General features: G+C 53.0%; 22 protein-coding genes and 1 riboswitch. Of the genes, 12 read left to right on the forward strand and 10 right to left on the reverse strand.

The window, feature by feature from the left end; translation table 11 throughout:
• Nucleotides 1–102, reverse strand: a riboswitch (purine riboswitch).
• 127 nt (nt 103–229) lie between these two features.
• Genes L971_RS07415 through L971_RS07425 form a run of 3 tightly spaced genes read left to right on the forward strand, consistent with a single transcriptional unit; the run spans nt 230 to nt 3,596 of the window.
• Nucleotides 230–838, forward strand: a complete 609-nt coding sequence (locus tag L971_RS07415) for an NAD(P)-dependent oxidoreductase (protein WP_024370889.1) — start codon at nt 230–232, stop codon at nt 836–838.
• A 60-nt stretch (nt 839–898) separates the two neighbouring features.
• Nucleotides 899–2,452 carry an ABC-F family ATP-binding cassette domain-containing protein gene (locus L971_RS07420; protein WP_047375241.1) on the forward strand — a complete coding sequence of 518 codons (1,554 nt, stop codon included), beginning with the start codon at nt 899–901 and terminating at the stop codon, nt 2,450–2,452.
• Between the two features lie 19 nt (nt 2,453–2,471).
• Complete coding sequence (locus L971_RS07425; RefSeq protein WP_047375242.1) at nt 2,472–3,596, forward strand: DUF418 domain-containing protein; 1,125 nt, start codon at nt 2,472–2,474, stop codon at nt 3,594–3,596.
• Between the two features lie 48 nt (nt 3,597–3,644).
• On the opposite strand, the gene L971_RS07430 is transcribed toward L971_RS07425, so the two are convergent.
• The 6 genes from L971_RS07430 to L971_RS07450 all read right to left on the reverse strand — a co-directional run bounded on the left by L971_RS07430 (nt 3,645) and on the right by L971_RS07450 (nt 7,061).
• Nucleotides 3,645–4,136, reverse strand: coding sequence for a hypothetical protein (locus L971_RS07430; protein WP_156111509.1), 492 nt, complete (start codon nt 4,134–4,136; stop codon nt 3,645–3,647).
• Between the two features lie 117 nt (nt 4,137–4,253).
• Nucleotides 4,254–5,183, reverse strand: coding sequence for a manganese-dependent inorganic pyrophosphatase (locus tag L971_RS07435; protein ID WP_024370893.1), 930 nt, complete (start codon nt 5,181–5,183; stop codon nt 4,254–4,256).
• Between the two features lie 94 nt (nt 5,184–5,277).
• Nucleotides 5,278–5,412, reverse strand: coding sequence for a hypothetical protein (locus L971_RS15255; RefSeq protein ID WP_255313313.1), 135 nt, complete (start codon nt 5,410–5,412; stop codon nt 5,278–5,280).
• Nucleotides 5,413–5,507: 95 nt separating this feature from the next.
• Nucleotides 5,508–5,789: a HesB/YadR/YfhF family protein gene (locus tag L971_RS07440; RefSeq protein ID WP_047375247.1), complete on the reverse strand. Its 282-nt coding sequence runs from the start codon at nt 5,787–5,789 to the stop codon at nt 5,508–5,510.
• 67 nt (nt 5,790–5,856) lie between these two features.
• Entirely contained in the window at nt 5,857–6,816 is a 960-nt protein-coding gene (locus tag L971_RS07445; RefSeq protein WP_024370895.1) for a LacI family DNA-binding transcriptional regulator, read from the reverse strand.
• Between the two features lie 11 nt (nt 6,817–6,827).
• Nucleotides 6,828–7,061 carry a hypothetical protein gene (locus tag L971_RS07450; protein ID WP_024370896.1) on the reverse strand — a complete coding sequence of 78 codons (234 nt, stop codon included), beginning with the start codon at nt 7,059–7,061 and terminating at the stop codon, nt 6,828–6,830.
• Nucleotides 7,062–7,299: 238 nt separating this feature from the next.
• Between L971_RS07450 and L971_RS07455 the strand changes: the two genes are divergently transcribed.
• The 4 genes from L971_RS07455 to L971_RS07470 all read left to right on the forward strand — a co-directional run bounded on the left by L971_RS07455 (nt 7,300) and on the right by L971_RS07470 (nt 11,664).
• Complete coding sequence (locus L971_RS07455) at nt 7,300–8,589, forward strand: NCS2 family permease (protein WP_024370897.1); 1,290 nt, start codon at nt 7,300–7,302, stop codon at nt 8,587–8,589.
• Between the two features lie 239 nt (nt 8,590–8,828).
• On the forward strand, nt 8,829–9,566 hold the full coding sequence (locus L971_RS07460; protein ID WP_024370898.1) for a (Fe-S)-binding protein: 738 nt from the start codon (nt 8,829–8,831) through the stop codon (nt 9,564–9,566).
• 2 nt (nt 9,567–9,568) lie between these two features.
• Nucleotides 9,569–10,972: a LutB/LldF family L-lactate oxidation iron-sulfur protein gene (locus tag L971_RS07465; protein ID WP_047375266.1), complete on the forward strand. Its 1,404-nt coding sequence runs from the start codon at nt 9,569–9,571 to the stop codon at nt 10,970–10,972.
• Nucleotides 10,969–11,664, forward strand: a complete 696-nt coding sequence (locus L971_RS07470; RefSeq protein WP_024370900.1) for a lactate utilization protein C — start codon at nt 10,969–10,971, stop codon at nt 11,662–11,664. The genes L971_RS07465 and L971_RS07470 overlap by 4 nt, the downstream gene beginning before the upstream one ends.
• Before the next feature lie 43 nt (nt 11,665–11,707).
• Here the strand turns inward: L971_RS07470 and L971_RS07475 are convergent, their stop codons facing one another.
• Both L971_RS07475 and L971_RS07480 read right to left on the reverse strand, forming a co-directional pair.
• Entirely contained in the window at nt 11,708–12,742 is a 1,035-nt protein-coding gene (locus L971_RS07475; RefSeq protein WP_024370901.1) for a DUF4097 family beta strand repeat-containing protein, read from the reverse strand.
• Nucleotides 12,739–13,059: a PadR family transcriptional regulator gene (locus L971_RS07480; RefSeq protein ID WP_024370902.1), complete on the reverse strand. Its 321-nt coding sequence runs from the start codon at nt 13,057–13,059 to the stop codon at nt 12,739–12,741. Before L971_RS07480 ends, L971_RS07475 begins: the two co-directional genes overlap by 4 nt.
• Before the next feature lie 190 nt (nt 13,060–13,249).
• Here L971_RS07480 and L971_RS07485 point away from each other — a divergent pair, with 190 nt between their 5' ends.
• Entirely contained in the window at nt 13,250–15,202 is a 1,953-nt protein-coding gene (locus L971_RS07485) for an ATP-binding protein (protein WP_047375268.1), read from the forward strand.
• A gap of 36 nt (nt 15,203–15,238) precedes the next feature.
• Here the strand turns inward: L971_RS07485 and L971_RS07490 are convergent, their stop codons facing one another.
• On the reverse strand, nt 15,239–16,036 hold the full coding sequence (locus L971_RS07490; RefSeq protein WP_024370904.1) for a glucose 1-dehydrogenase: 798 nt from the start codon (nt 16,034–16,036) through the stop codon (nt 15,239–15,241).
• A gap of 188 nt (nt 16,037–16,224) precedes the next feature.
• Here L971_RS07490 and L971_RS07495 point away from each other — a divergent pair, with 188 nt between their 5' ends.
• Complete coding sequence (locus tag L971_RS07495; RefSeq protein ID WP_024370905.1) at nt 16,225–17,547, forward strand: hemolysin family protein; 1,323 nt, start codon at nt 16,225–16,227, stop codon at nt 17,545–17,547.
• A 193-nt stretch (nt 17,548–17,740) separates the two neighbouring features.
• On the forward strand, nt 17,741–18,733 hold the full coding sequence (locus tag L971_RS07500) for a 5'-3' exonuclease H3TH domain-containing protein (protein ID WP_024370906.1): 993 nt from the start codon (nt 17,741–17,743) through the stop codon (nt 18,731–18,733).
• A 13-nt stretch (nt 18,734–18,746) separates the two neighbouring features.
• On the opposite strand, the gene L971_RS07505 is transcribed toward L971_RS07500, so the two are convergent.
• Complete coding sequence (locus tag L971_RS07505; RefSeq protein WP_047375250.1) at nt 18,747–19,547, reverse strand: VOC family protein; 801 nt, start codon at nt 19,545–19,547, stop codon at nt 18,747–18,749.
• Nucleotides 19,548–19,653: 106 nt separating this feature from the next.
• Between L971_RS07505 and L971_RS07510 the strand changes: the two genes are divergently transcribed.
• Nucleotides 19,654–19,980 carry a helix-turn-helix domain-containing protein gene (locus tag L971_RS07510; protein WP_047375253.1) on the forward strand — a complete coding sequence of 109 codons (327 nt, stop codon included), beginning with the start codon at nt 19,654–19,656 and terminating at the stop codon, nt 19,978–19,980.
• A gap of 64 nt (nt 19,981–20,044) precedes the next feature.
• The gene (locus tag L971_RS07515) at nt 20,045–21,052 is read left to right on the forward strand and encodes a S66 peptidase family protein (RefSeq protein WP_024370909.1); all 1,008 of its coding nucleotides are present in this window, start codon (nt 20,045–20,047) and stop codon (nt 21,050–21,052) included.
• Nucleotides 21,053–21,055 lie beyond the last annotated feature (3 nt).

Below are 21,055 nucleotides of genomic sequence, written 5' to 3' on the forward strand. Positions count from 1 at the left end.
CACACGACTAGCGCCACCCGTAGTCGAACCATTTACGGTGGTTCGGTAGAGACTTGTGAGCCATATTCTCACGGATATACGAGTGCGAATCTTTTATTTATAAGATAGAACTTATTGTAGACGATATATTTGGAAAAGCAACACTTTCTGAATAAACGGTCAAAAGTTCGATTTTTCTGAAACTGCTGTATACTGATAGTACTGGAAAAACGAGAGGAGCTAGTTGTGTATGAAGCTATTCGTTCTTGGTGCCACCGGACGGACCGGTCATCAGTTTGTCGATCAAGCCATCGAGCACGGCCATGACGTGACGGCCTTCGTCCGTGAACAGAAAAAATTGATCCCAACACCCCAACTTGAAATTATCGAAGGTGACGTGACAGACAGTGCCGCCTTGACCGAGGCCCTCACCGGCCATGACGCTGTGGTCAGCTGTCTCGGGACCGATTTGAGCGATCCCGATTTCTTGGCAAGCGTGACCGACGCGCTCGTCCCCGCCATGAAAGCAAACGGCGTGTCGCGCATCGTCTACCTCGCGTCTGCCGGGATCGACAAAGAGATTCCGGGCATCGCCGGTACGGTCGTGACGTTCATGCTCCGGAAGCCGCTCCGTGACCACCGGGCCGCGGTCGATTTGTGGCGGAACTCGTCGTTCGACTACACGATCGTGCGGCCGATGCAACTGACGGACGGTCCCCGGACGTCGGTGTATCGCACGTCCGTCGACAGCATTCCAGACAACGGGAAACAAATCTCGCGGGCCGACGTCGCCCAGTTCATGCTGGACGCCATTGAAGAACAGCACTCCATCCGCCAATCGGTCGGACTGGCGTACTAATTTTTTTAAATTCGTGCTACAATATCGGATAGTCAAATTTGAAGGGAACGAATAAGAAATATGAGTATATTAACGGTACAAAACTTGAGCCACGGTTTCGGTGACCGGGCTATTTTGAACGACGTATCATTCCGTTTACTAAAAGGTGAACACATCGGCCTCATCGGAGCGAACGGTGAAGGAAAATCAACGTTCATGAACATCATCACGCGCAAACTGCAACCGGACGAAGGGAAAATCGAATGGGCGAAAAACGTCCGTGTCGGCTATCTCGACCAGCACGCGGTCCTCGAGCGCGGCATGACCATCCGGGACGTCTTGAAGAGCGCGTTCCAATACTTGATCGACATGGAGACACGCATCGGCAAACTTTACATGGAGATGGGCGACGCGACACCGGAACAGATGGAAGACATGCTCGCAGAAGTCGGTGAGCTCCAAGAGACGCTCGACTCGAACGACTTTTATATCATCGACGCGAAAGTTGAAGAAGTCGCCCGCGGACTCGGTATTTTAGACGTCGGACTCGACCGTGACGTCGCCGACCTTTCAGGTGGGCAACGGACGAAAGTGTTGCTCGCGAAGTTGCTCCTCGAGAAACCGGACATCCTTCTCCTCGATGAGCCGACGAACTATTTGGACGAGATTCACATCGAGTGGTTGAAGCGGTATCTCCAAAACTACGACAACGCGTTCATCTTGATCTCCCACGATATCCCGTTCTTGAACAGCGTCATCAACTTGGTCTACCACATGGAGAACCAAGACTTGTCGCGCTATGTCGGCGACTATGACAAGTTCATGGAAGTGTACGAGATGAAACGCTCGCAGCTCGAGTCGGCCTATAAACGCCAACAAGCGGAAATCGCCGACTTGAAAGACTTCGTCGCCCGTAACAAGGCACGTGTGTCGACCCGCAACATGGCGATGTCACGCCAGAAGAAACTCGATAAGATGGACGTCATCGAACTGAGTGCGGAACGTCCGAAACCGGAATTCCGCTTCTTACAGGCACGCACGTCAGGCCGCCTCATTTTCGATGCCAAAGGCCTCGTCATCGGATACGATGAGCCGCTCTCACGTCCGCTCGATCTTCAAATGGAGCGTGGTCAGAAAATCGCCCTCGTCGGTGCGAACGGCATCGGGAAGACGACGCTGTTGAAGAGTCTGCTCGGCATGATCAATCCGCTCGAAGGAACGGTCGAACGCGGCGAGTTCTTAGAGATCGGCTACTTCGAACAAGAAGCGGCCGTCAGCAACAACACGTGCATCGAAGAAATCTGGAGTGAGTTCCCGTCGCTCAACCAGCAACAAGTCCGTGCCATGCTCGCGAAGTGCGGTCTCATGACGAAGCATATCGAGAGTAAAATCGCGGTGCTCAGCGGTGGCGAAAAGGCGAAAGTCCGCCTCTGTAAGCTTCAAAACAATGAATCGAACTTGCTTCTCCTCGATGAGCCGACGAACCACTTGGACGTCGACGCGAAAGAAGAGTTGAAGCGCGCGTTGAAAGAATATAAAGGCAGTATCCTACTCATCAGTCACGAGCCGGAGTTCTATCAAGACATCGTCACAGACGTCTGGAACTGCGAATCATGGACGACGAAAGTATTCTAACTTGTAAAGGAAGTGTCGCATGACAGGCCCGATCCAACTAAACGAACGCATCGTGCTGTACGATATCATTCGAGGTTTTGCCCTCTGCGGCATCTTCCTCGTCAATATCCCGAGCATGCTCGGGAGTGACTGGATGTTTGGTCGCCCCGACTATTTCGGGAGTGACTTAGTCGTCCGGACGCTGTTCGACATGTTCGTCCAGACGAAGTTTTATACGATTTTCTCGCTGTTGTTCGGCATCGGCTTCTCGATTTTCCTCGAGCGTTCCTACGCCCGGGGCGAGTCGGCGAGCCGTTACGTGCGCCGCATCGTCATTCTATTTTTATTCGGACTCGCTCACCTGGTCATCTGGTCAGGTGACATCTTACATACGTATGCGATGTGGGGCTTACTGCTCCCGCTGTTTTACCGTTTGAGCAACCGGGCCATCCTGACGTGGGCGTGGAGCTTATTGCTCGGGAGTTTCTTTTTGCTTTACGTCTCATCTGCGCTCATGGAATGGCAGAACGGCGGATCGTTCAATCCTGGTCTTCCGTTCCCGACCGTCTTTAATGACGGGTTTAGTGTTTGGTTCGATTATCGTCTGAACGTCGAGATCTTTGCTGCCATCTCAAACTCCCTTCTCGTCGGGATTGAAATTTTAAGCATCTTCTTGTTCGGACTCTATATCGGACGAGAGCGAAAACTGCTTACGTGGACCGTTCAAGGACTGACACGGACGGCTATCCTCTGCGCCGTGCTCGCATTGCCGTTCTTCGGTGTCATCTTATGGCACCATTACGGTGGCGGCGACGCCTATTATTGGGTGAACTTGATTGCCGTCCTCGTCTCTGGGAAGTTGCTTGCGACGACGTACGTCTGTCTATTCACGATCGCCGTCCGCAACGGGCGCGCATTCCGTCCGCTCCAAGCGCTCGGCCGCATGGCGCTGACGAACTATTTGACGCACACGCTCGTCGTCGTTATTCCGGTCATCGCCCTCGGCTACTACGGTCGCCTGTCGTTGACGGAAGGTTTGTTCTTGAGCATCGCGATTTTGATTGCCCAAGCGTTCTTCTCGATGTGGTGGCTGAAATCGCATCGATACGGCCCGTTCGAGAAGTTGTGGCGCATCGGGACGTATGGGTTGCAACGAAAATCTTAACAAGCATCATAAAGGGCTCGAAGCAGACGCTTCGAGCCCTTTTTCCGTTCAACGGTCCGACTGTGACGTTAAGTTCAGCAACATCAACGCGATGCCGATCCATAGCGTCAATCCGACATACATGAAGAACGTGTTCACGTTGAACAGCTGGTTGTTCATATAGATGGAAAAGACATCGCTCGTGATGCTGTTCGCGTAGTCCAAGCCTCCACGACCTGCCTGATTCATGACAATGTCCGTCACATACGTCCGGTACCGGTGAAATTCATTCACCTGATATTGATAAGGCGCAACAAGCAGCACCGGGATAAACAGGAAGCCGCCCCATAGCCAGCGTGGGCGTACGTTCACCATCAGTTCCATCCAGCCGAGCATGAAAAGCAGTATGAAAAAGAAAAGGAGAAACAGCCCGATGAGCGCCGGATTCCCATTTCCGGATATGTCCTCCGGTTGAACGGTCATCAAGTTCCCCAAATAGAAAATACCGGCACATACCCCGAAACCGAGTCCCATCATCCATCCGATTCGCTTCTTGTTCATCCGTGCTCCCCATTCATCGTTCGATTCATAATACAATCTTCCTCTTTCAGTATAAGGCTACTTTTTCCAATTCCCCAAAAAAATGAACATCCCGTTTCCAGGATGTTCATTCACACGTTAGTTCGTTGCCGTCTCTGTTAACACAGGGACGATTTGTTTTTTGCGTGAGACGACACCTGGAAGCGTCGCCAAACCGTCTTGAAGTTCAACGTTGAACGCTTTCTCGAACAAGTCTGTCTTCTCACCGACGACGAGCGCCTCCGAGTCGTTCGTCAAGATGTTCGTGATGGCGAGGACGAACAAGTCGAGCTCTTTGTCCAACAACTTCACAGCCATCGCCGCTTCGACGTCGGCTTTACGGTTCAACACGTCGTTCGCATCGACCGTGTTCACTTGTGCGATTTCAACACGGTAGTCGCCCATCGCGAACTCTTTTGAGTCGAGTGTGATCAGTTCAGGTACCGTCTTCTGGCTAAGGTCGGCACCGGCTTTTAACATCTCAAGACCGTACGTCTCAACGTCCGTTCCAGAGATTTCAGCAAGCTCTTTCGCCGCTTTCACATCTTCATCCGTGCATGTTGGCGACTTGAAGAGGAGCGAGTCTGAGACGATCGCCGAAAGCATCAATCCGGCCATGTCCGGTGCGATCTCGATGCCGTGCTCTTTATAGAGTTTGAGCAAGATCGTCGCCGTGCAACCGACCGGCTCGGCCCGGTAGTAGAGCGGGTCTGCCGTTTGGAAGTTGCTGATGCGGTGGTGGTCAATGACTTCAAGGATACGGACGTCTGCGATATCGACGGCGCTCTGTTGGAACTCGTTATGGTCGACCAAGATGACCGCGTTCGCTTCGTCTGAGACGCGTTCGACAAGACGTGGCGCTTTGACGCGGAAATGATCGAGTGCATACTGTGTCTCGTTGCTCACTTCACCGAGACGGACCGCCTCTGCGTCCATCCCTAATTTCTTCTTCAGCTCTGCGTAAGCGAGCGCCGAACAAATCGTGTCCGTGTCCGGGTTTTTGTGTCCGAAGACAAGTACTGTACTCATAGTTCATTCTCCTCACTAAATTAGTTTTCCCTCATTCATTATAACGTCTATGCCCGTTCTTTCAATTGCAAAACAAAAAGAGCCCGCGGGCTCTTTATGATTGTTCGTCTTCGTCCGTCTCTTCAAGGTCCGAATGGTCCCCTTTTGAGTCTTCCTCGTGTGAGATGTCGGGTTGATCGCGTTTCAACTTCTCACGTTCTTCTTGTTCGCGTTTGTCTTTGTCTGACATGCGTCTTCACCCTTTCGGTTTTGTCATGTCGTAGACTGTTCCCCGCGGATGTTGGATTCAAACAGATGTCACCCATCTGTTATCGAATTGTGATGTTACGCCTGCACGAACACGACTTCGTCGCCGCGAATCTCGACGTTGACGTCTTGCCCTTGGAATAACCACTCGTCTTGTTCGGCCACGACGAAGCGAATCCCGTCCGCCTCGGTCTCAACGGCCGCGTTGTCGATGTCTTCCGTGATGACGCCAACCGAGAAACCGTGCGTCAAATCGGTCGAACCCCCATACTTCGCGAACAAACGCACCGTCTGGCCTGACTCCACTTCCATCTCGTCTTTAAAGAATTGTAGTGCTTCTTCTGTCACGTTGATTTTCATCTGACATCCTCCTCTCGACTTCTGTCTTCATTCTAATCGTTTCGAAATTGTCGAGCGAGGAAGTTGCCTAGAGCGTCGTTCCCGACATGTATGTGACCGTCAAGCTTTTCTGGACGACCGACCCGCCCGTCATCTCTTGAAACGCGGCATCAAATAGTGCGCGCCCGATGTCTTCGTTCGGTGAATGCATCGTCGATAAACCGAACGCCTGCCCGATCGGATGACCGTCAAATCCGAGCACGGCGACGTCATGCGGCACCCCGAGGCCGCGCCGGGCCGCTTCCCCTAAAAAGCCGAGCGCGACATAGTCAGACGAGAAAAAGAGCGCACGAGGGCGCTCCTGTTCAGAGAGGAAAGCCGAGACCAAGTTCTTTCCGTCCTCGCTCGTCAAGTATCCGCTAAAGACCCATCGCTCACGCGCGGACGAGACTTCATCGAAGTATGCCCGCTGACGCGCGATGGAGCTTGGACTGTTCGGCCTCGATAAGACGATGCCGACGTCTTTATAGCCTGCCTCTGTTATGACACGGAGACCGGCTTGAAAAGCGGTGTAATGATCGACATGCACAGACGAGATCGTCTTCGGCGCCCCGACCGTCGCGACAGAGATCGGACCATAGACTCGATACGTCTCCATCTCCTCGAACGTCATCGTATGCGACAACACGATCGCACCGTCAACTTCCCGATGCTTCAACAAGTCGAGCGCTTGGCGTTCTTGATCGAGTCGATATTCGGTCTGCCACATGACGAGCCGGTAGTCTTTCCCGAGCGCGGCTTTCGCCAACCCGTTGACGAACAGGCCATAGTACGGATGGTCCATGTACGGTAAGACGACGACGAACCGCTGTGTCCGACCGGTCGAGAGCGTCAACGCTTGCTGATTCCGTAAATAGCCGAGCTCTTTCATCGCGCGCTGCACCCGCTCCCGTTTCTCATCTGACACGTACGGATGCGCATTGATGACGCGCGATACCGTCGTCACGGACACGTCTGCATGTTTCGCGATATCTCGAATGTTCGCCAACTCGTCTCACCTCAGTTTGTCAGTCTTTGCATATAGTGTACCCAGTTTGCATCCGGACTGCCACCCTTGTCGATCACCTGTACACGAATCGCTTGCACGAGACGGAACCGTTCCTCGATTGGCAACTGAAGGAACTCATCTTGGAAATGGCTACACAACATTTTTCCGAACGGCGTGTACAACTGATTGATCACCAGTTCATAGACGATCCCGCTGCAAAACGTCTTCCATGTTGATCCATTCATCGGACTTCCCCTCCTTTGATTCAAGCGTACAGGCTGAAACGCGTTTCAGAGCAAGCTTTATTTTTATTCCATCTATTTCCGAACAATATATGAATAATTCGAACGTTTTTTAGTTTTTTCATTCGAAATGATTGACGACTCAACCTCATTTTTGTATAGTCATCAAGTTGATAGCGTTTATTTCTGATTAACCGAACCATTAATGTTCGGAAATTCATCATCATAAGGAGTCTTATTCATGAACTTATTTCGTTTACAGCAACATGGAACGAACGTTAAACAAGAAGTGACCGCCGGCGTCACAACGTTCGTCACGATGGCTTACATCTCGGTCGTCAACCCGGCGATTTTGTCGGATGCCGGCATCCCGTTCGCGCAGGCGTTCACAGCGACGATTATCGCTATTTTAATCGGGACCGGGTTAATGGCGCTTTACGCCAACCTCCCGATCGCCGTCGCACCAGGGATGGGCTTGAACGCCTTCTTCGCCTACACGCTCGTCGCCCAACAGCAAATCGCCCCGTCGACCGCGCTCGGTGTCGTCTTCGTCTCGTCCGTCTTTTTCTTGATCTTATCGTTGTCCCCAATTCGGACGAAACTGATTCAAGCGATTCCGGCGTCACTGAAACATGCCATCACGACCGGAATCGGGTTGTTCATCGCTTCGCTCGGATTGAAACTGTCAGGACTCATCGTCGCAGACGAGGCGAACCTCGTCCGTCTTGGTGATTTGTCGTCCCCGAGCGTCTTGCTCGTTCTCGGCGGTTTGATCGTCTCGGCGCTTCTGTTCTCCCGGAACGTGCCGGGCTCACTCCTCATCGGAATGGTGATCACGGGCATCGTGGCCTATTTCATGGGCTTGTTAAAAATCGACGGTGTGACGGCGATGCCGACGTTGCCGGAAGGTCTCATGGTCAATCCGGTCACGGCGTTCACCGACGTCATCCAATACGGGCTGTTCGGCGCCGTATTGTCATTCTTCCTCGTCACGCTGTTCGATACGACCGGCACGCTAGTCGGTGTCGGCAAACAAGCGGGCCTCATGAAAAAGGATGGCACGATCGAGAATGGACATCGAGCCTTGTTCGCTGACTCACTCGCGACGATGGGCGGTTCGCTCGTCGGGACGAGCCCATCGACGGCGTATATCGAGTCGGCTGCCGGCGTCGCCCAAGGCGGACGGACCGGTTTGACGACCGCTGTCGTCGCGGCGCTATTTGGACTCACGCTCTTCTTCAGCCCGCTTATCGGCGCCATCTCAGGTGTCGCCGCCATCACAGCTCCGGCGCTCATCATCGTCGGTGCCCTCATGTTGACGAACGTCCGCTACATTGACTGGTCGGACTTCAGCGAATACTTCCCGGCGTTCATGACGATTCTGATCATGCCGCTCTCAGGCAGCATCGAGCGTGGGATCGCATTCGGTTTCATCCTCTATCCGATCTTTAAGGCGATGAACAAAGAGACGGTCCACCCACTCATCTATTTGTTCGCGGGATTATTCATTTTGGAAATGTTCTTCCTATAATATTTAATTTGACCCTCGTCGCAAGACGAGGGTTTTTCTGTTATTAATCAGGGAATCACTGTCGTATAGCAGAAAAGTTGTGAATACACGTTCATTATCATCCCGTTCTCAATTAGACAGGATTTTACAGTTTTTTGTGAGAATCGCCCCATTTTTCTTTATTCTCGTCGCTCTGTTATGGAATAATGGCGTTGAAACCGTTTACGAATATCACTATTTACAGGAAAGAAGGAATGAACATGCCTAAAGTGGCGCTGTTCGTCACTTGTCTCTCCGATACGTTGTTCCCATCGGTAGGACAAGCGACGGTCGAACTATTAGAACATCTCGGTTGTGACGTCAGTTTCCCGTTCGAGCAGACGTGTTGCGGTCAACCCGCCTATAACAGCGGTTACCATGAAGAGACGAAAAAAGTGGCCAAACACATGATTGAAACGTTCGAGAAAGCCGATGCCGATTACATCGTCGGGCCGTCGGGTTCTTGCGTCATGATGATGCGTGATTATCCACACTTATTCAAAGACGACCCAGCGTGGAAAGCGCGGGCCGAGGCGCATGCGGCGAAGACGTTCGAGTTGACACAATTCATCGTCGACGTGCTCGAAGTGAAAGACGTCGGGGCGAAGTTTCCGGCCAAAGCGACGTATCACGCCTCGTGCCATATGACGCGTCTCCTCGGGATTGAGGCGGCACCGGGACAACTGCTCAAACATGTTGACGGCTTGACGATGCTTCCGCTCGATGGTGTCCATAACTGCTGTGGTTTCGGGGGGACGTTCTCGGTCAAGATGCCGGACGTATCGGTTCAGATGGTCGACGAGAAAGTGGAGTCAATCTTAAACTCAGGAGCGGACATCTTGATCGGTGCGGACGCCTCATGTCTAATGAATATCGGCGGACGCCTACATAAACAAGGGCATCCGATCAAAGTGATGCATATCGCGGAAGTGTTGAACGAAGGGGTGAAACAAGCATGAGTATGGGGATTCGGCTAGATGAAAAGTTTCAAGCACGTCGCAAAGAGGGGATCGACAACCCGTTCATGCGCCAAGCTGTCAGCTCGGCTCAAAACCGGCTTCGTGACGGTCGGCTGAACGCTGCCGGCGAACTCGGGGACTGGGAAGCGTTCCGTGACCATTCGGAAGAGATTCGCCAGCACGTGCTCGAACATCTCGACTATTACTTATATCAGCTAAGTGAGAACATCTCGAAACGCGGCGGCAACGTCTTCTTCGCGGAGACACCGGAAGAAGCGAACCGATACATCCGTGAAGTCGTCCGCTCAAAAGAGGCGAAACACGTCGTCAAATCGAAATCGATGGTGACCGAGGAAATCGGTTTGAACGAGGCACTCCATGAGGAGGGTTGTACGGTCGTCGAGTCGGACCTCGGGGAATGGATCCTTCAACTCGACAACGATCCACCGTCCCATATCGTCGCCCCCGCGCTCCATAAAGATCGAAACGCCGTCCATGAGACGTTCACGGCCCACGGGTACGTCGGAACGAACGACCCGACCGAACTCGGCCGTTACGCTCGTCGCGAGCTGCGGAAAGATTTCTTGAAAGCGGAAGTCGGGATCACCGGATGTAACTTCGCCATCGCCGAGAGCGGTGCCGTCGGTCTCGTCACGAACGAAGGGAACGGCCGCATGGTCACATCGCTCCCGGATACCGTCATCTCCGTCATGGGGATGGAACGGATCGTGCCGTCATACGAAGAGTTCGAAGTGCTCGTCAACATGTTGTGCCGAAGCGCCGTCGGGCAACGTCTCACGTCGTACATCACGACGTTCGCCGGCACGAGAGGCGCCGGTGAAGTCGATGGTCCTGAAGAGTTCCATCTCGTCATCGTCGACAACAAGCGATCTGGGATTCTCGGCACCCAGTTCCAATCGGTGTTGCAATGCATCCGCTGCGCCGCCTGCATCAACGTCTGTCCCGTGTATCGTCATATTGGCGGTCACGCCTACGGCTCGATCTATCCTGGCCCGATCGGCGCCGTGCTCGCACCGCTCCTTGACGGTTACGAGAATTATAAAGAATTGCCTTACGCCTCGAGTTTATGCGGTGCCTGTACGGAAGCGTGCCCGGTCAAGATTCCGCTCCATGAGCTGTTGATCGAGCATCGCCGCGTCATCGTCGAAGAAAAGAAGCAGTCACCGTTCGTCGAACGCATCGCCATGAAAGGTTTCGCCGTCACATCATCGAGCCCGTTCTTATTCGAGGCGGCCGAACAGATGGCGCCGTTCGCCACATCCCCGTTCACAAAGGCGGGCCAAATTGATAAAGGCTTACCGGCTTGGACCGACTCGAAAGATATGCCGCAACCGGCTAAACAGACCGTACGGGACTGGTTTAAGAAACGGGGGAATGCACAGTGAATCCAGGAACAATCACGAATCGGGAAGACTTTTTGAATCGTATCGCCAAACAACTCGGACGTGACGTCGACTTGACCCCGCCCAAACGTGTGTACAAGCACCGCCCGCAAGACGAGGTGTTGAAAGACGCGTCTGAAGAGGAGCTCCTTGAGACGTTTCGCATGGTTGCGATGCGCATCCATACGGACGTCGTCGAGTGCGATTCAGCTCACCTCGACGATACGCTCCGTCTTTTAATTGAACGCTATGAAGGATCCGCCATCATCGCCGAGCAAGACGAACGAATCAAATCGTGGGCACCAAAGACGAGCGAATCGTTCGATTGGTGGAACGCAGAACGTCCGGATGAAAGTCGGGCGTTAGCCGTCAAAGCCGATATCGGCATCACGATCGCCGACGAGGCGCTCGCCGAGAGCGCGACGATCGTTCAATATGCGAAGCCTGGAAAGTCGCGGACGATTAGTTTGTTGCCGCAAGATCATATCGCCATCATCCCAAAATCGGTGCTTGTCCCCCGGATGACGCAAGCAGCGAAGCGGCTCAGTGATTTGGACCGAGATGGGGACCTCGCGTCACCGAACGGCGTCAATTTCATCTCCGGCCCATCGAACTCGGCCGATATCGAGATGAACTTGATCGTCGGGGTGCACGGACCGGTCCGTGTCGCTTATGTGCTCGTTCATGACCTTTAAACAAAAAGACTCGCGCGTGAGTTATTCACGCGCGAGTCTTTTTTCATGCTTGTTCGACGGTAATGCTCCCGTTCGAACTCGCCAGTCTAAGTTCGACCGAACCGTCCCCATACGTCCGCTCGTTCGCCCGGTCCCCGAACAACTCGACTTTGCCGTTGTTCGTTTTCGCACGGATGACGGCGTCATGGGGCTCACGTTTCAGACGAACGTCGATGCGTCCATTATTCGTCTTCAGGCGGACCGGGTGCTCGAGCGCATCAATCGCATAGTCGATCCGACCGTTCGAGGTCTTCGCCTCGACAGTGCCTCGTACGTCATGGATATCGAGACGTCCGTTCGAGGAGTGGACCTCTAATCGATCGACGCTCGAGGTGCCTACTTCCACGCGCCCGTTCGATGAATGGGCATGTAACGCCTGACCGCTCATCGCCGTGAGACTGACTTTCCCGTTCGAGGAGCGGAAAGAGCCGCGCTTCGCATTCACGGTGTGAACCGTGATGCTTCCGTTCTCGCTCTCGACTTCGACCGATGCCGCATCTAGGTTCCGCACGTCGCACGAGCCGTGACGATTTTTCAAGACGACTTGTTCATACGCATGACGGGGCAGCTCGACGTGGAGCACCGGGGCCTTCGTCACCGCCCAGGCGAACAAGTTCGATAGACCGAAGCGACGCTCGGATTCGATTCGAATTTCCAAGGTGTCCCCGACGATATTCATCGTCACCCCGTGGTCTCGTTCCGTCTCGAGCGTGGCGTAGGCAAAACCGTCATGCGACGGGGCGACGCGGACCTGCGCTTGCAGGACGTCGATCGAGACGTTTTGGAACGCCACGTTCTGGCTTTTGACGACGGTCGGCTCTTTACGACTAACTTCAGAAGATGAGTCGGCCGAACCGAGCAGTTCACCGGCTAACGTCTCCGGCCGTCCAAGCTCTTCAATCATCGCCTCGTCCGTCTTTCCGTCTGCCCTTCCGTTCGCAAAATACTCGGACACGTCACGCAACATATCGACCCGTTCGATGACGCTCACCCCGGCAAGCAATCGTTCAAGCTCTCCCAAATACTGTTCTTCTGTCATACGTCGTCTCCCCCTTTGATCAATTCGTTGACGCCTGTCGTGAACAATTCCCACTCATTCCGTAACGCCTCTAGATGCATCTTCCCTTGGTCCGTGATCGTGTAATACTTTCGTGGCGGCCCTTCCGCCGACTCTTTTAAATATGTCGTGAAGTACCCGTCAGACGTTAACCGCCGGAGGAGCGGATAGACCGCCCCTTCCGAGATGGACACTTTCGCCGAAATGGCTTGGACGAGCTCGTAGCCGTAACGATCACCTTGTTCGACGAGCGCGAGCACGCATAGATTGAGCACGCCCTTTTTAAATTGAGGATTCATCATCCCGCCTCCTCTACTATACATTGAACAATAGCCCAACGTTCACTATTAGTCAATGAATACTAGTGGATTTCCTGATTTTTCTTGATTGTTGGTAACGGCTGAATGAAATCTGTACAATGGAGGGACGAACTAGTCAGGATTTTTGTCACAGATGGAATGTACGCAGTTCCAGGAAGGAACGGTCTATATGAAAGCATGGATTGACCAGCGGATCGGAAGGCAGTTTTTATTCGTCTTCTACTTATTCATCGGACTGATCCTCCTTACCTCGCTTGCCGTATACGTGTTTACGGAAAATCGCATCGAACAGACGACGACCTCGCTCGAGAATGTCAGCGAACGCAGAACGAATGCGACTGAGCTATTCGAGACATGGCAATCAATGCAATACGAGATGCGCGGATACGTCATCCTCGGTGACGAGGAGATGCTCACCCGCGTCAAAGATAAACAGGCGTTGATTGAGACGCAGACCGCTTGGTTCGAAGCGAACGCGGTCACTGAAAAAGAGAAACTATACGCTAGCGACGCTCGCACGCTCTTCTCGGCCTATCAAGAGCGGGTCATGCCGAGCCTCGAACGATATGTCGTGGCGAAACGAGCCGGTACGGTGACGGAGCCGTTCCTCCAGATGCCGACACTTGGAAAAGTGACGCCACAGGCGGAACCACCGGCGGACCGAAAGTTTAAAATCAACTCGAAAAGCGCTGCCGATATGAGCGCGAGCATCGTCGACATGGAGTCCGTATTCACCGAATATCGAAACTCCTTGAACGAAGAAGAGAATCAACTACGTGAGCAACTCGCGACACATACGAAGTGGGCGCAAGTGCTTTGGTTACTATCACTGCTAGGCGTCTTGCTCGTTCTCTTCATCGCGGCCCGTCCGTATGTGCAGCGATTGACGGGTCAACTTCAAGACTTGATCGTCAACAGCGGTCGGCTCGCGCACGAACAAGTCGTACCGGCGCAGTGGGGCTCGTCCCGAAACGAGGTTGGCCAATTGACCGACTCGTTCCGTCAGATGGCGTCCTCGCTCGCGACGCAACGTCATCAAGTCGAAGAGGAACGGGAAAAGACGGCCCGTCTGCTTCACTCGATTCGGGACGCCGTCATTTACGTCGAACATACGACGAATGACAAGATGGCGAACCAGGCACTATTCGTCATGTTCAATCAAGCCGTCACGAAACGAAACGAGATGGACTTGTATCGTCTCGACGCCGACTTAGAAGCACTCGGCCTCCAAGTCGACCAAAAAGACGCATTCTTCTCGTTCATGCGGCGTGCTTTCGAAGGTGAGAGCATGGAAGAGAGCGTGACGTTCTCGATGAACCAAGAAGAGCGCTTCATTCAGATGTATGCGGAGAAGATTCATTTACGGGGCACGCGACACGGGACGATGCTCGTCTTCCGTGACGTGACACAAGAGACAGAAGTCGATCGCTTGAAGACCGAACTCGTCTCGACGGTATCTCATGAGTTGCGCACCCCGCTAACGAGCATCATCGGCTTCACGGAGCTCTTGCGCTATCGGAGCTTACAGCCAGAACGCGTCGATCAATATTTAGGCATGATTCACCAAGAGACGCTTCGTCTCGAGGACTTGATTTCCAACCTCCTCGACGTCCAGCGCATGGAGTCTGGTCAACAGGCTTACGACAATAAGCCTGAACGTCTACATGACATCTTGGCGGAGACGATTGCGATGCACCAAGGCTCGAGCCTACATCACAATCTCACGCTCGAATGTGGTACGAACCTCCTCGTTTACGGGGATCGCGATCGGTTGAGCCAACTGTTCACGAACTTGCTTCACAACGCGATTAAATATTCGCCGGAAGGTGGAAAAGTCGCCGTCTGTGTCACGCACGACCAGGCGGACACGATTGAGATTTCGGTTCAAGACAAAGGCATCGGAATCCCCGAATCGGCGATCTCCAAACTGTTCGACAAGTTTTATCGCGTCGACAACTCGGCCAGCCGTAAAATCGGCGGCACCGGTCTTGGCCTCGCCATCTGTAAAGAGATCGCGGAAGGCCATGGCGGATCGATCCATGTCGATTCAAGCGTCGGTGAAGGATCGACCTTCACCATCACGTTACCGAAATATGTAGCCGAAGATAAGATGAGTAGTTAATAAAGAAAGGGGCCGCATCGCGCGGACCCCTGTTTTTTATTGGACTTTGTTCTCTGGACCGAACGCCGGATAGAGCGAAAGGCCACCGTCCGCAAAGATTGTCGTACCGGTCACGTACGACGACTCATCTGATGCGAGCCATGCGGCGACCGCCGATATTTGTTCGGGACGACCGATCTCATGCGTCGGGATGAGCGCCTCGAGCCCTTTCTTCTCTTCCGGGTCTTGCATCGTCTCTTCGTTGATTGGTGTATCAATCGCACCTGGTGCGATCGCGTTCACGCGAATCTTGTTCGGTGCGTATTCGAGCGCGACCGATTTTGTGAACATCTTGACGCCGCCTTTACTCGCCGCGTAGTGGGTATAACCCGGACGCGGGATGACTTCATGCACCGACGACATGTTGATGATATTCCCTTGAATCTCGTGTTCGACGAAATATTTCAAAGCGGCCCGCACACCTAGGAACGTGCCCGTCAAGTTCGTATCGATGATTTTCTTCCAGTTATCGAGCTCCATCTCATGTGTCTTCGCCTCGACTTGGACACCCGCATTGTTGACGAAGATGTCCATCTTTCCAAATTCTGAGACGGCTTTTTCAATCATCTTCTCGGCGAGCCCTTCTTCCGCGACGTCCCCTTTGACCGCGACCGCTTTTCCGCCACTCGCTTCGATGCCGCGAATGACCTCATTCATCTCGTCTTCACTGCTGCGATAGTTCAAGACGACGCTAACGCCTTCCTTCGCATAACGTTCAGCAACAGCACGTCCGATTCCTTTCGAACTCCCGGTGATGACCGCGACTTTTCCTTTTAACTCTGGATAGTTTGCCATGTCGTTTCCTCCTTCAGCTTCTCGTTTTGTAGTTCCCTCATTCCCTTCTTATTGAAACCTTTTGGCCTCTATTTTGAATATTTATGGCAAATCTACTATACTGAAACCAACTATTCGTTCTCAGGAATCGTCTGAACGACATACAATCTTATTTTATGGAGGTGACTCCCCGATTTTTGGGGGAATTTTTGGACAGTCCCACGTTACTCAGTTTATTCATCGTTGCCCTGCTCATCTTCTTGACCGCTTTTTTCGTCGCGGCCGAATTTTCAATTGTCAAAGTACGCAGTGCGAGACTCGACCAGCTTGTGCTTGAAGGGAACAGACGGGCAGTCGTCGCAAAAAAAGTGATCGAAAATTTAGATGACTCACTTTCCGCTTCACAATTTGGCATCACGCTTGCGGCACTTGGACTCGGTTGGATTGGTGCCGATCAAATCGAAGGGATGATGGAACCGCTCGTCAACTTGTTGAACGTTTCGCCGACGGTCTCCACTGTCCTCTCGTTCTTACTCGCCTTTTTGCTGATCGCCTTCTTGCACGTCGTCATCGGCGAACTCGTGCCGAAAACGCTTGCCGTGCATGAAGCGGAAAAACTGACGCTTCTCGTCGCCAGACCGCTGTTCGCGTTCACGAGATTGATGTATCCGTTCATTCGCGTGCTGAACAGCCTGGCCCGCCTCACGCTTCGCCTGTTCGGTGTACAGACGACGGCGCAAGAGACAGCACATTCGGAAGAAGAGCTGAAAATCATCATGACGGAGAGTTTCAAAAGCGGAGAAATTAACGAGAATGAGCTCGCGTACGTTCAAAACATCTTTTCATTCGATGAACGGATCGCCAAAGATGCGATGGTACCTCGGATGAATATGGTGACGATTGATGAGGAAGATTCGATTGAATCGATTATCGCAACCGTCCAAGAACACCAGTATACGCGCTACCCGGTCACACGTGACGGTGATCGCGATGACGTGCTCGGCTTCGTCAACGCCAAGCAGTTATTCACGGCACAGCTTACGAACAGTGACGCCCCGTTCGAATCGTTCATCCATCAGTTACCGCTCGTCACCGAGTTCACACCGCTCCAAGAGGCGATGGTGAAAATGCAGAATGCGCGCACGATGATGTGTCTTGTCATCGATGAGTACGGGGGCACAGCCGGCCTGCTCACGATCGAAGACATTCTCGAAGAGATCGTCGGTGAGATTCGTGACGAGTTTGACCGTGATGAACAAGCCGAGATCACGGAAGTCGCCCCGGGCCATTATCGCCTGTCGGGTCTCGTCCTTACGCAAGAGATAGAAGAGCGTTTCGGTATCGAGATCGAAGACGATGTCGATACGATCGGCGGCTTTGTGTTGTCACAAAAAGCGAATGCTCGGACCGGCGAACGCTTCATCTTACAAGGTGACCACGAGTTGATCGTCCGCGAGGTGGACAATCATCGTATCGTTTTCGTCGACTTGATCCTGGCCCATAAAGATGAAATTCAGAACGAAGTCGACTGACCGACTCCTCTAGCCTGCCCCTCTCAATCGAGGCAGGCTTTTCTTATGTGCTCAGAACTGTCGCTATATTTTCAAGCCTTGTCGTGATATACTGCACATATGTTGCTTATTTGAGTGCGTGTCACTCATTGACACAACATCACCGAACTATTCAAGATTGTTCGGTCCAACAACTACAGAAAGAAGGTTACGCATGGAACGTAAACTATTTTTAATTGACGGTAACTCCATGCTGGCCAGTGCCTATTACGGTGCCGCCGCGAGCCGAACGAAAAAAGGACGCGAGGTATCTAAAAACGATCGGAGTGCCGTCATCGGAATGACTGGCCTCATCCGGACGATTCTACGCAGACATCGTCCATCCCATTTTGTCGTCGTGTGGGACGTCTCACGTGAAACATTATGGCGTCGAGAGCTATATCCAGGCTATAAACGCCGTCGTCGCCAAACCCCACCCGAGCTGAAGGCTCAAATGGAACTTATGCGCCAACTACTTGAAGAGAGCGGCATCCCGCAATATCAAGTCGAAGGGTATGAAGGTGAAGATTTGATCGCCCACATCGCTCGGAAGTTCAGCTGTAGCGCTCCTGTCGTCATCATGACGAAGGACAAAGACTTACTTCAGCTCGTGAGCCCACGTATCACCGTCTGGCTTCAGACACAAGAACTGCAACAAATGCAGGCACGTTGTGACATCAAAGACAACCGCCCGCTTCCACTTAAGCGACATCTCGAAATTCGCCCGGAAGAAATTGCAGCACTCTATGAAGGCTTGAAGCCAAAACAGCTCTCCGCCGTCAAAGCGTTGACCGGGGACCGTTCCGACGGGATTCCGCCTGTGGCCGGACTTGACGAGAGTCAGTCGGTACAATTGATCAAGCGATTCGGTTCGCTCGAAAAATTGTATACGGCGCTCAGCGTCAAAGGCGACAAGCGACAACAAATCAATGAAACGATCGCGGCACTGACGTCAGAGGAAGTGCCCCGTAACTTGAGACGCACCCGCAAGAAAGCCGAGCGCAACATGGAGCTCGTCCGTCTCGATGTCACGGTGCCAGAACTTGAACATTTGAAACTCGCTCACCTTGAGCTCAGCATCAATTCAAAACGTGTCGAACAAGCGTATCAAAAACGCGGCATTCGTCTCTCGTTTGATTCAAGTCAAAAGAAAATTTCAGCACGCTAAAAAAGCGCGGACATTAGTCCACGCTTTTTATGTTGACCGTGATACCGTCGTCATCGGTGAGCGACCAGTCTGCTGTCGTCCCGCCAAGTTCGCGGTTCGTCGCCGCATCGACTAAGAGCGTCCACGCCTCAAGACCGGCCTCTTCCCCCATCGGCGCGCTCGGCCGCGCCCAAACGTTCGTCCCGATGTGGTGATGGTACCCGTCAGCGGCTAAAAACAATGCGCCCGGGTACGAATCGGTCGTCACGGTGAAGCCGAGACGATTTTGATAGAATAACTTCGCCGCTTCAAGGGAACGTACTTTGAAGTGGACGTGTCCCATCGTCGTCCCGGATGGTAACCCTGTGAACGGACGGTCGGACGCAGCCTCGAGCATCGATTCGTACTCGACCGGGTCCGTCGACATCTTCACATGTCCGTTCGCCTCATACTCCCATTGCTCGCGGGGGCGATCGGCATATAGTTCAATGCCATTGCCTTCCGGATCGCTCAAGTAGAACGCCTCGCTGACCAAATGATCGCCTTGTCCGACTTCGATCCGTTGTTCAATCAAATGGCGGAGAATGCGCCCGAGCTCGATACGATCCGGGAGCAAGATTGCCATGTGGAACAAACCGGCTGTCCGCGGATTCGGACGAACACCTTTCACTTCATGCAAGATGACGAGCCGTGTCGTCTCCGTGCCGAGCGTAACGTACCCGTCTCTCGTGTCGAGAACGTCCATCCCGATGATTTCTTTATAAAAAGCTTGCATCGTGTTCAAGTCGCTGACGCGCAACGTGACGGCGCCGAGTTGTATATTTGTTAACTTCATGTTTTCTCACCTCTACCTTCAGTATACCCGCTAAGTGAAATCGACAGAAGACGGCACAAAAAGGTGGTATAGTTACTTAAACGATACTAATGAAGGAGGCAAGCTCGTGACGAAAATATCAAGCTGCGAAGTGGATACGGCGCTCGAACTGATTACCGGTAAATGGAAGCCATCGATTTTACTCGCACTCATCAACGGAGATACGCTCCGGTTCAGCGAGCTGAAACGTTCGCTGCCGAACATTAGTCAAAAGATTTTGACAGCCCAACTTCGTGACTTAGAAGAGCAAGATATCATCATTCGGACCGTCTATCCGGAAGTTCCGCCTCGCGTCGATTATCGGTTGAGCGAATACGGACAGACGCTGATCCCGGTCCTTGAGACGATGAACGCGTGGGGCATCCGCCATGCAGAACACATGCGTCAAAAGTAACTTGTCCACATGTGGATAACCCAATTCCACACTTAACCCCACTACTTATCCACAGGAGGCCTTTATGATTCGTTATCCCCAGCTGACCGGCAGAACGGTCGGCGTCACGGCGCCGTCGTCCGGCATCCCGACCGAGCTTCATCATTTACTCCATGAAGCGGAGAAGACGTTCGCGAGTCGTGGTTTCACGTTACGTTTTCAGCCGTCGAGTTGGACGCAGTCAAACGCCAAGTCGGCGCCTGCTGAAGTCCGCGCCCATGAGTTGACGGCGCTGTTTCAAGACGAAGCAATCGATTTGATCATCCCGCCGTGGGGCGGGACGCTGTTGATTGAAATTTTAGACCGCATCGCGTGGGACGAGCTGCCGGCGAAATGGATGCTCGGTTATTCCGACGTCAGCTTATTTCTATTCGTTTATACGTTAAAGACCGGCATCGCCTCAGCGCACGGGACGAACCTCGTCGATCTTCGCGGCGAGGAGTGGGACGAGACGAGTTCACGCTGGCTCGACGTCGTCTCAGCAAAAGAAGGCGAGACCGTCATTCAACGCTCCTCTGAGCACTATCAAAAAGAGTGGCAACACGGGAACCCGACTCCGCACATCTATCATTTGACCGAGACGACCGAATGGAAGTCAATTGGCGGCAACGAAGCGACAGGACGATTGCTCGGCGGCTGTATCGATGTCTTGTTGCATACGATCGGGACGCCTTATGGTGACATCGCTTCGTTTCAACGGGAGCGCTTGAACGGGGAGCCGATCCTTTGGTACTTCGAGAACGCCGAGCTCGACGTCCCCGCACTCAAACGGACCCTCCTTCAAATGAAGTGGGCCGGTTGGTTCGATCACGCGAGCGGTATTTTGTTCGGGCGAAGCGAAGCGCAGCAACCGGTCCAAGGGTATACGGCCGAAGAGGTTTACGCTGAACTTCAAGACATGCTCAATGTGCCGATCATCTATGACATCGACTGTGGCCATGTGCCGCCCCAACTGACGCTCATCAATGGTGCCCACGCCTCGATTCAAGTCGAGGATGGGAAAGGAACACTCATTCAAACGTTCAAGGGCTGAGCA

Origin of the sequence: Exiguobacterium sp. ZOR0005 (genome assembly GCF_000798975.1) — a bacterium.
Lineage (GTDB): Bacteria > Bacillota > Bacilli > Exiguobacteriales > Exiguobacteriaceae > Exiguobacterium > Exiguobacterium aurantiacum.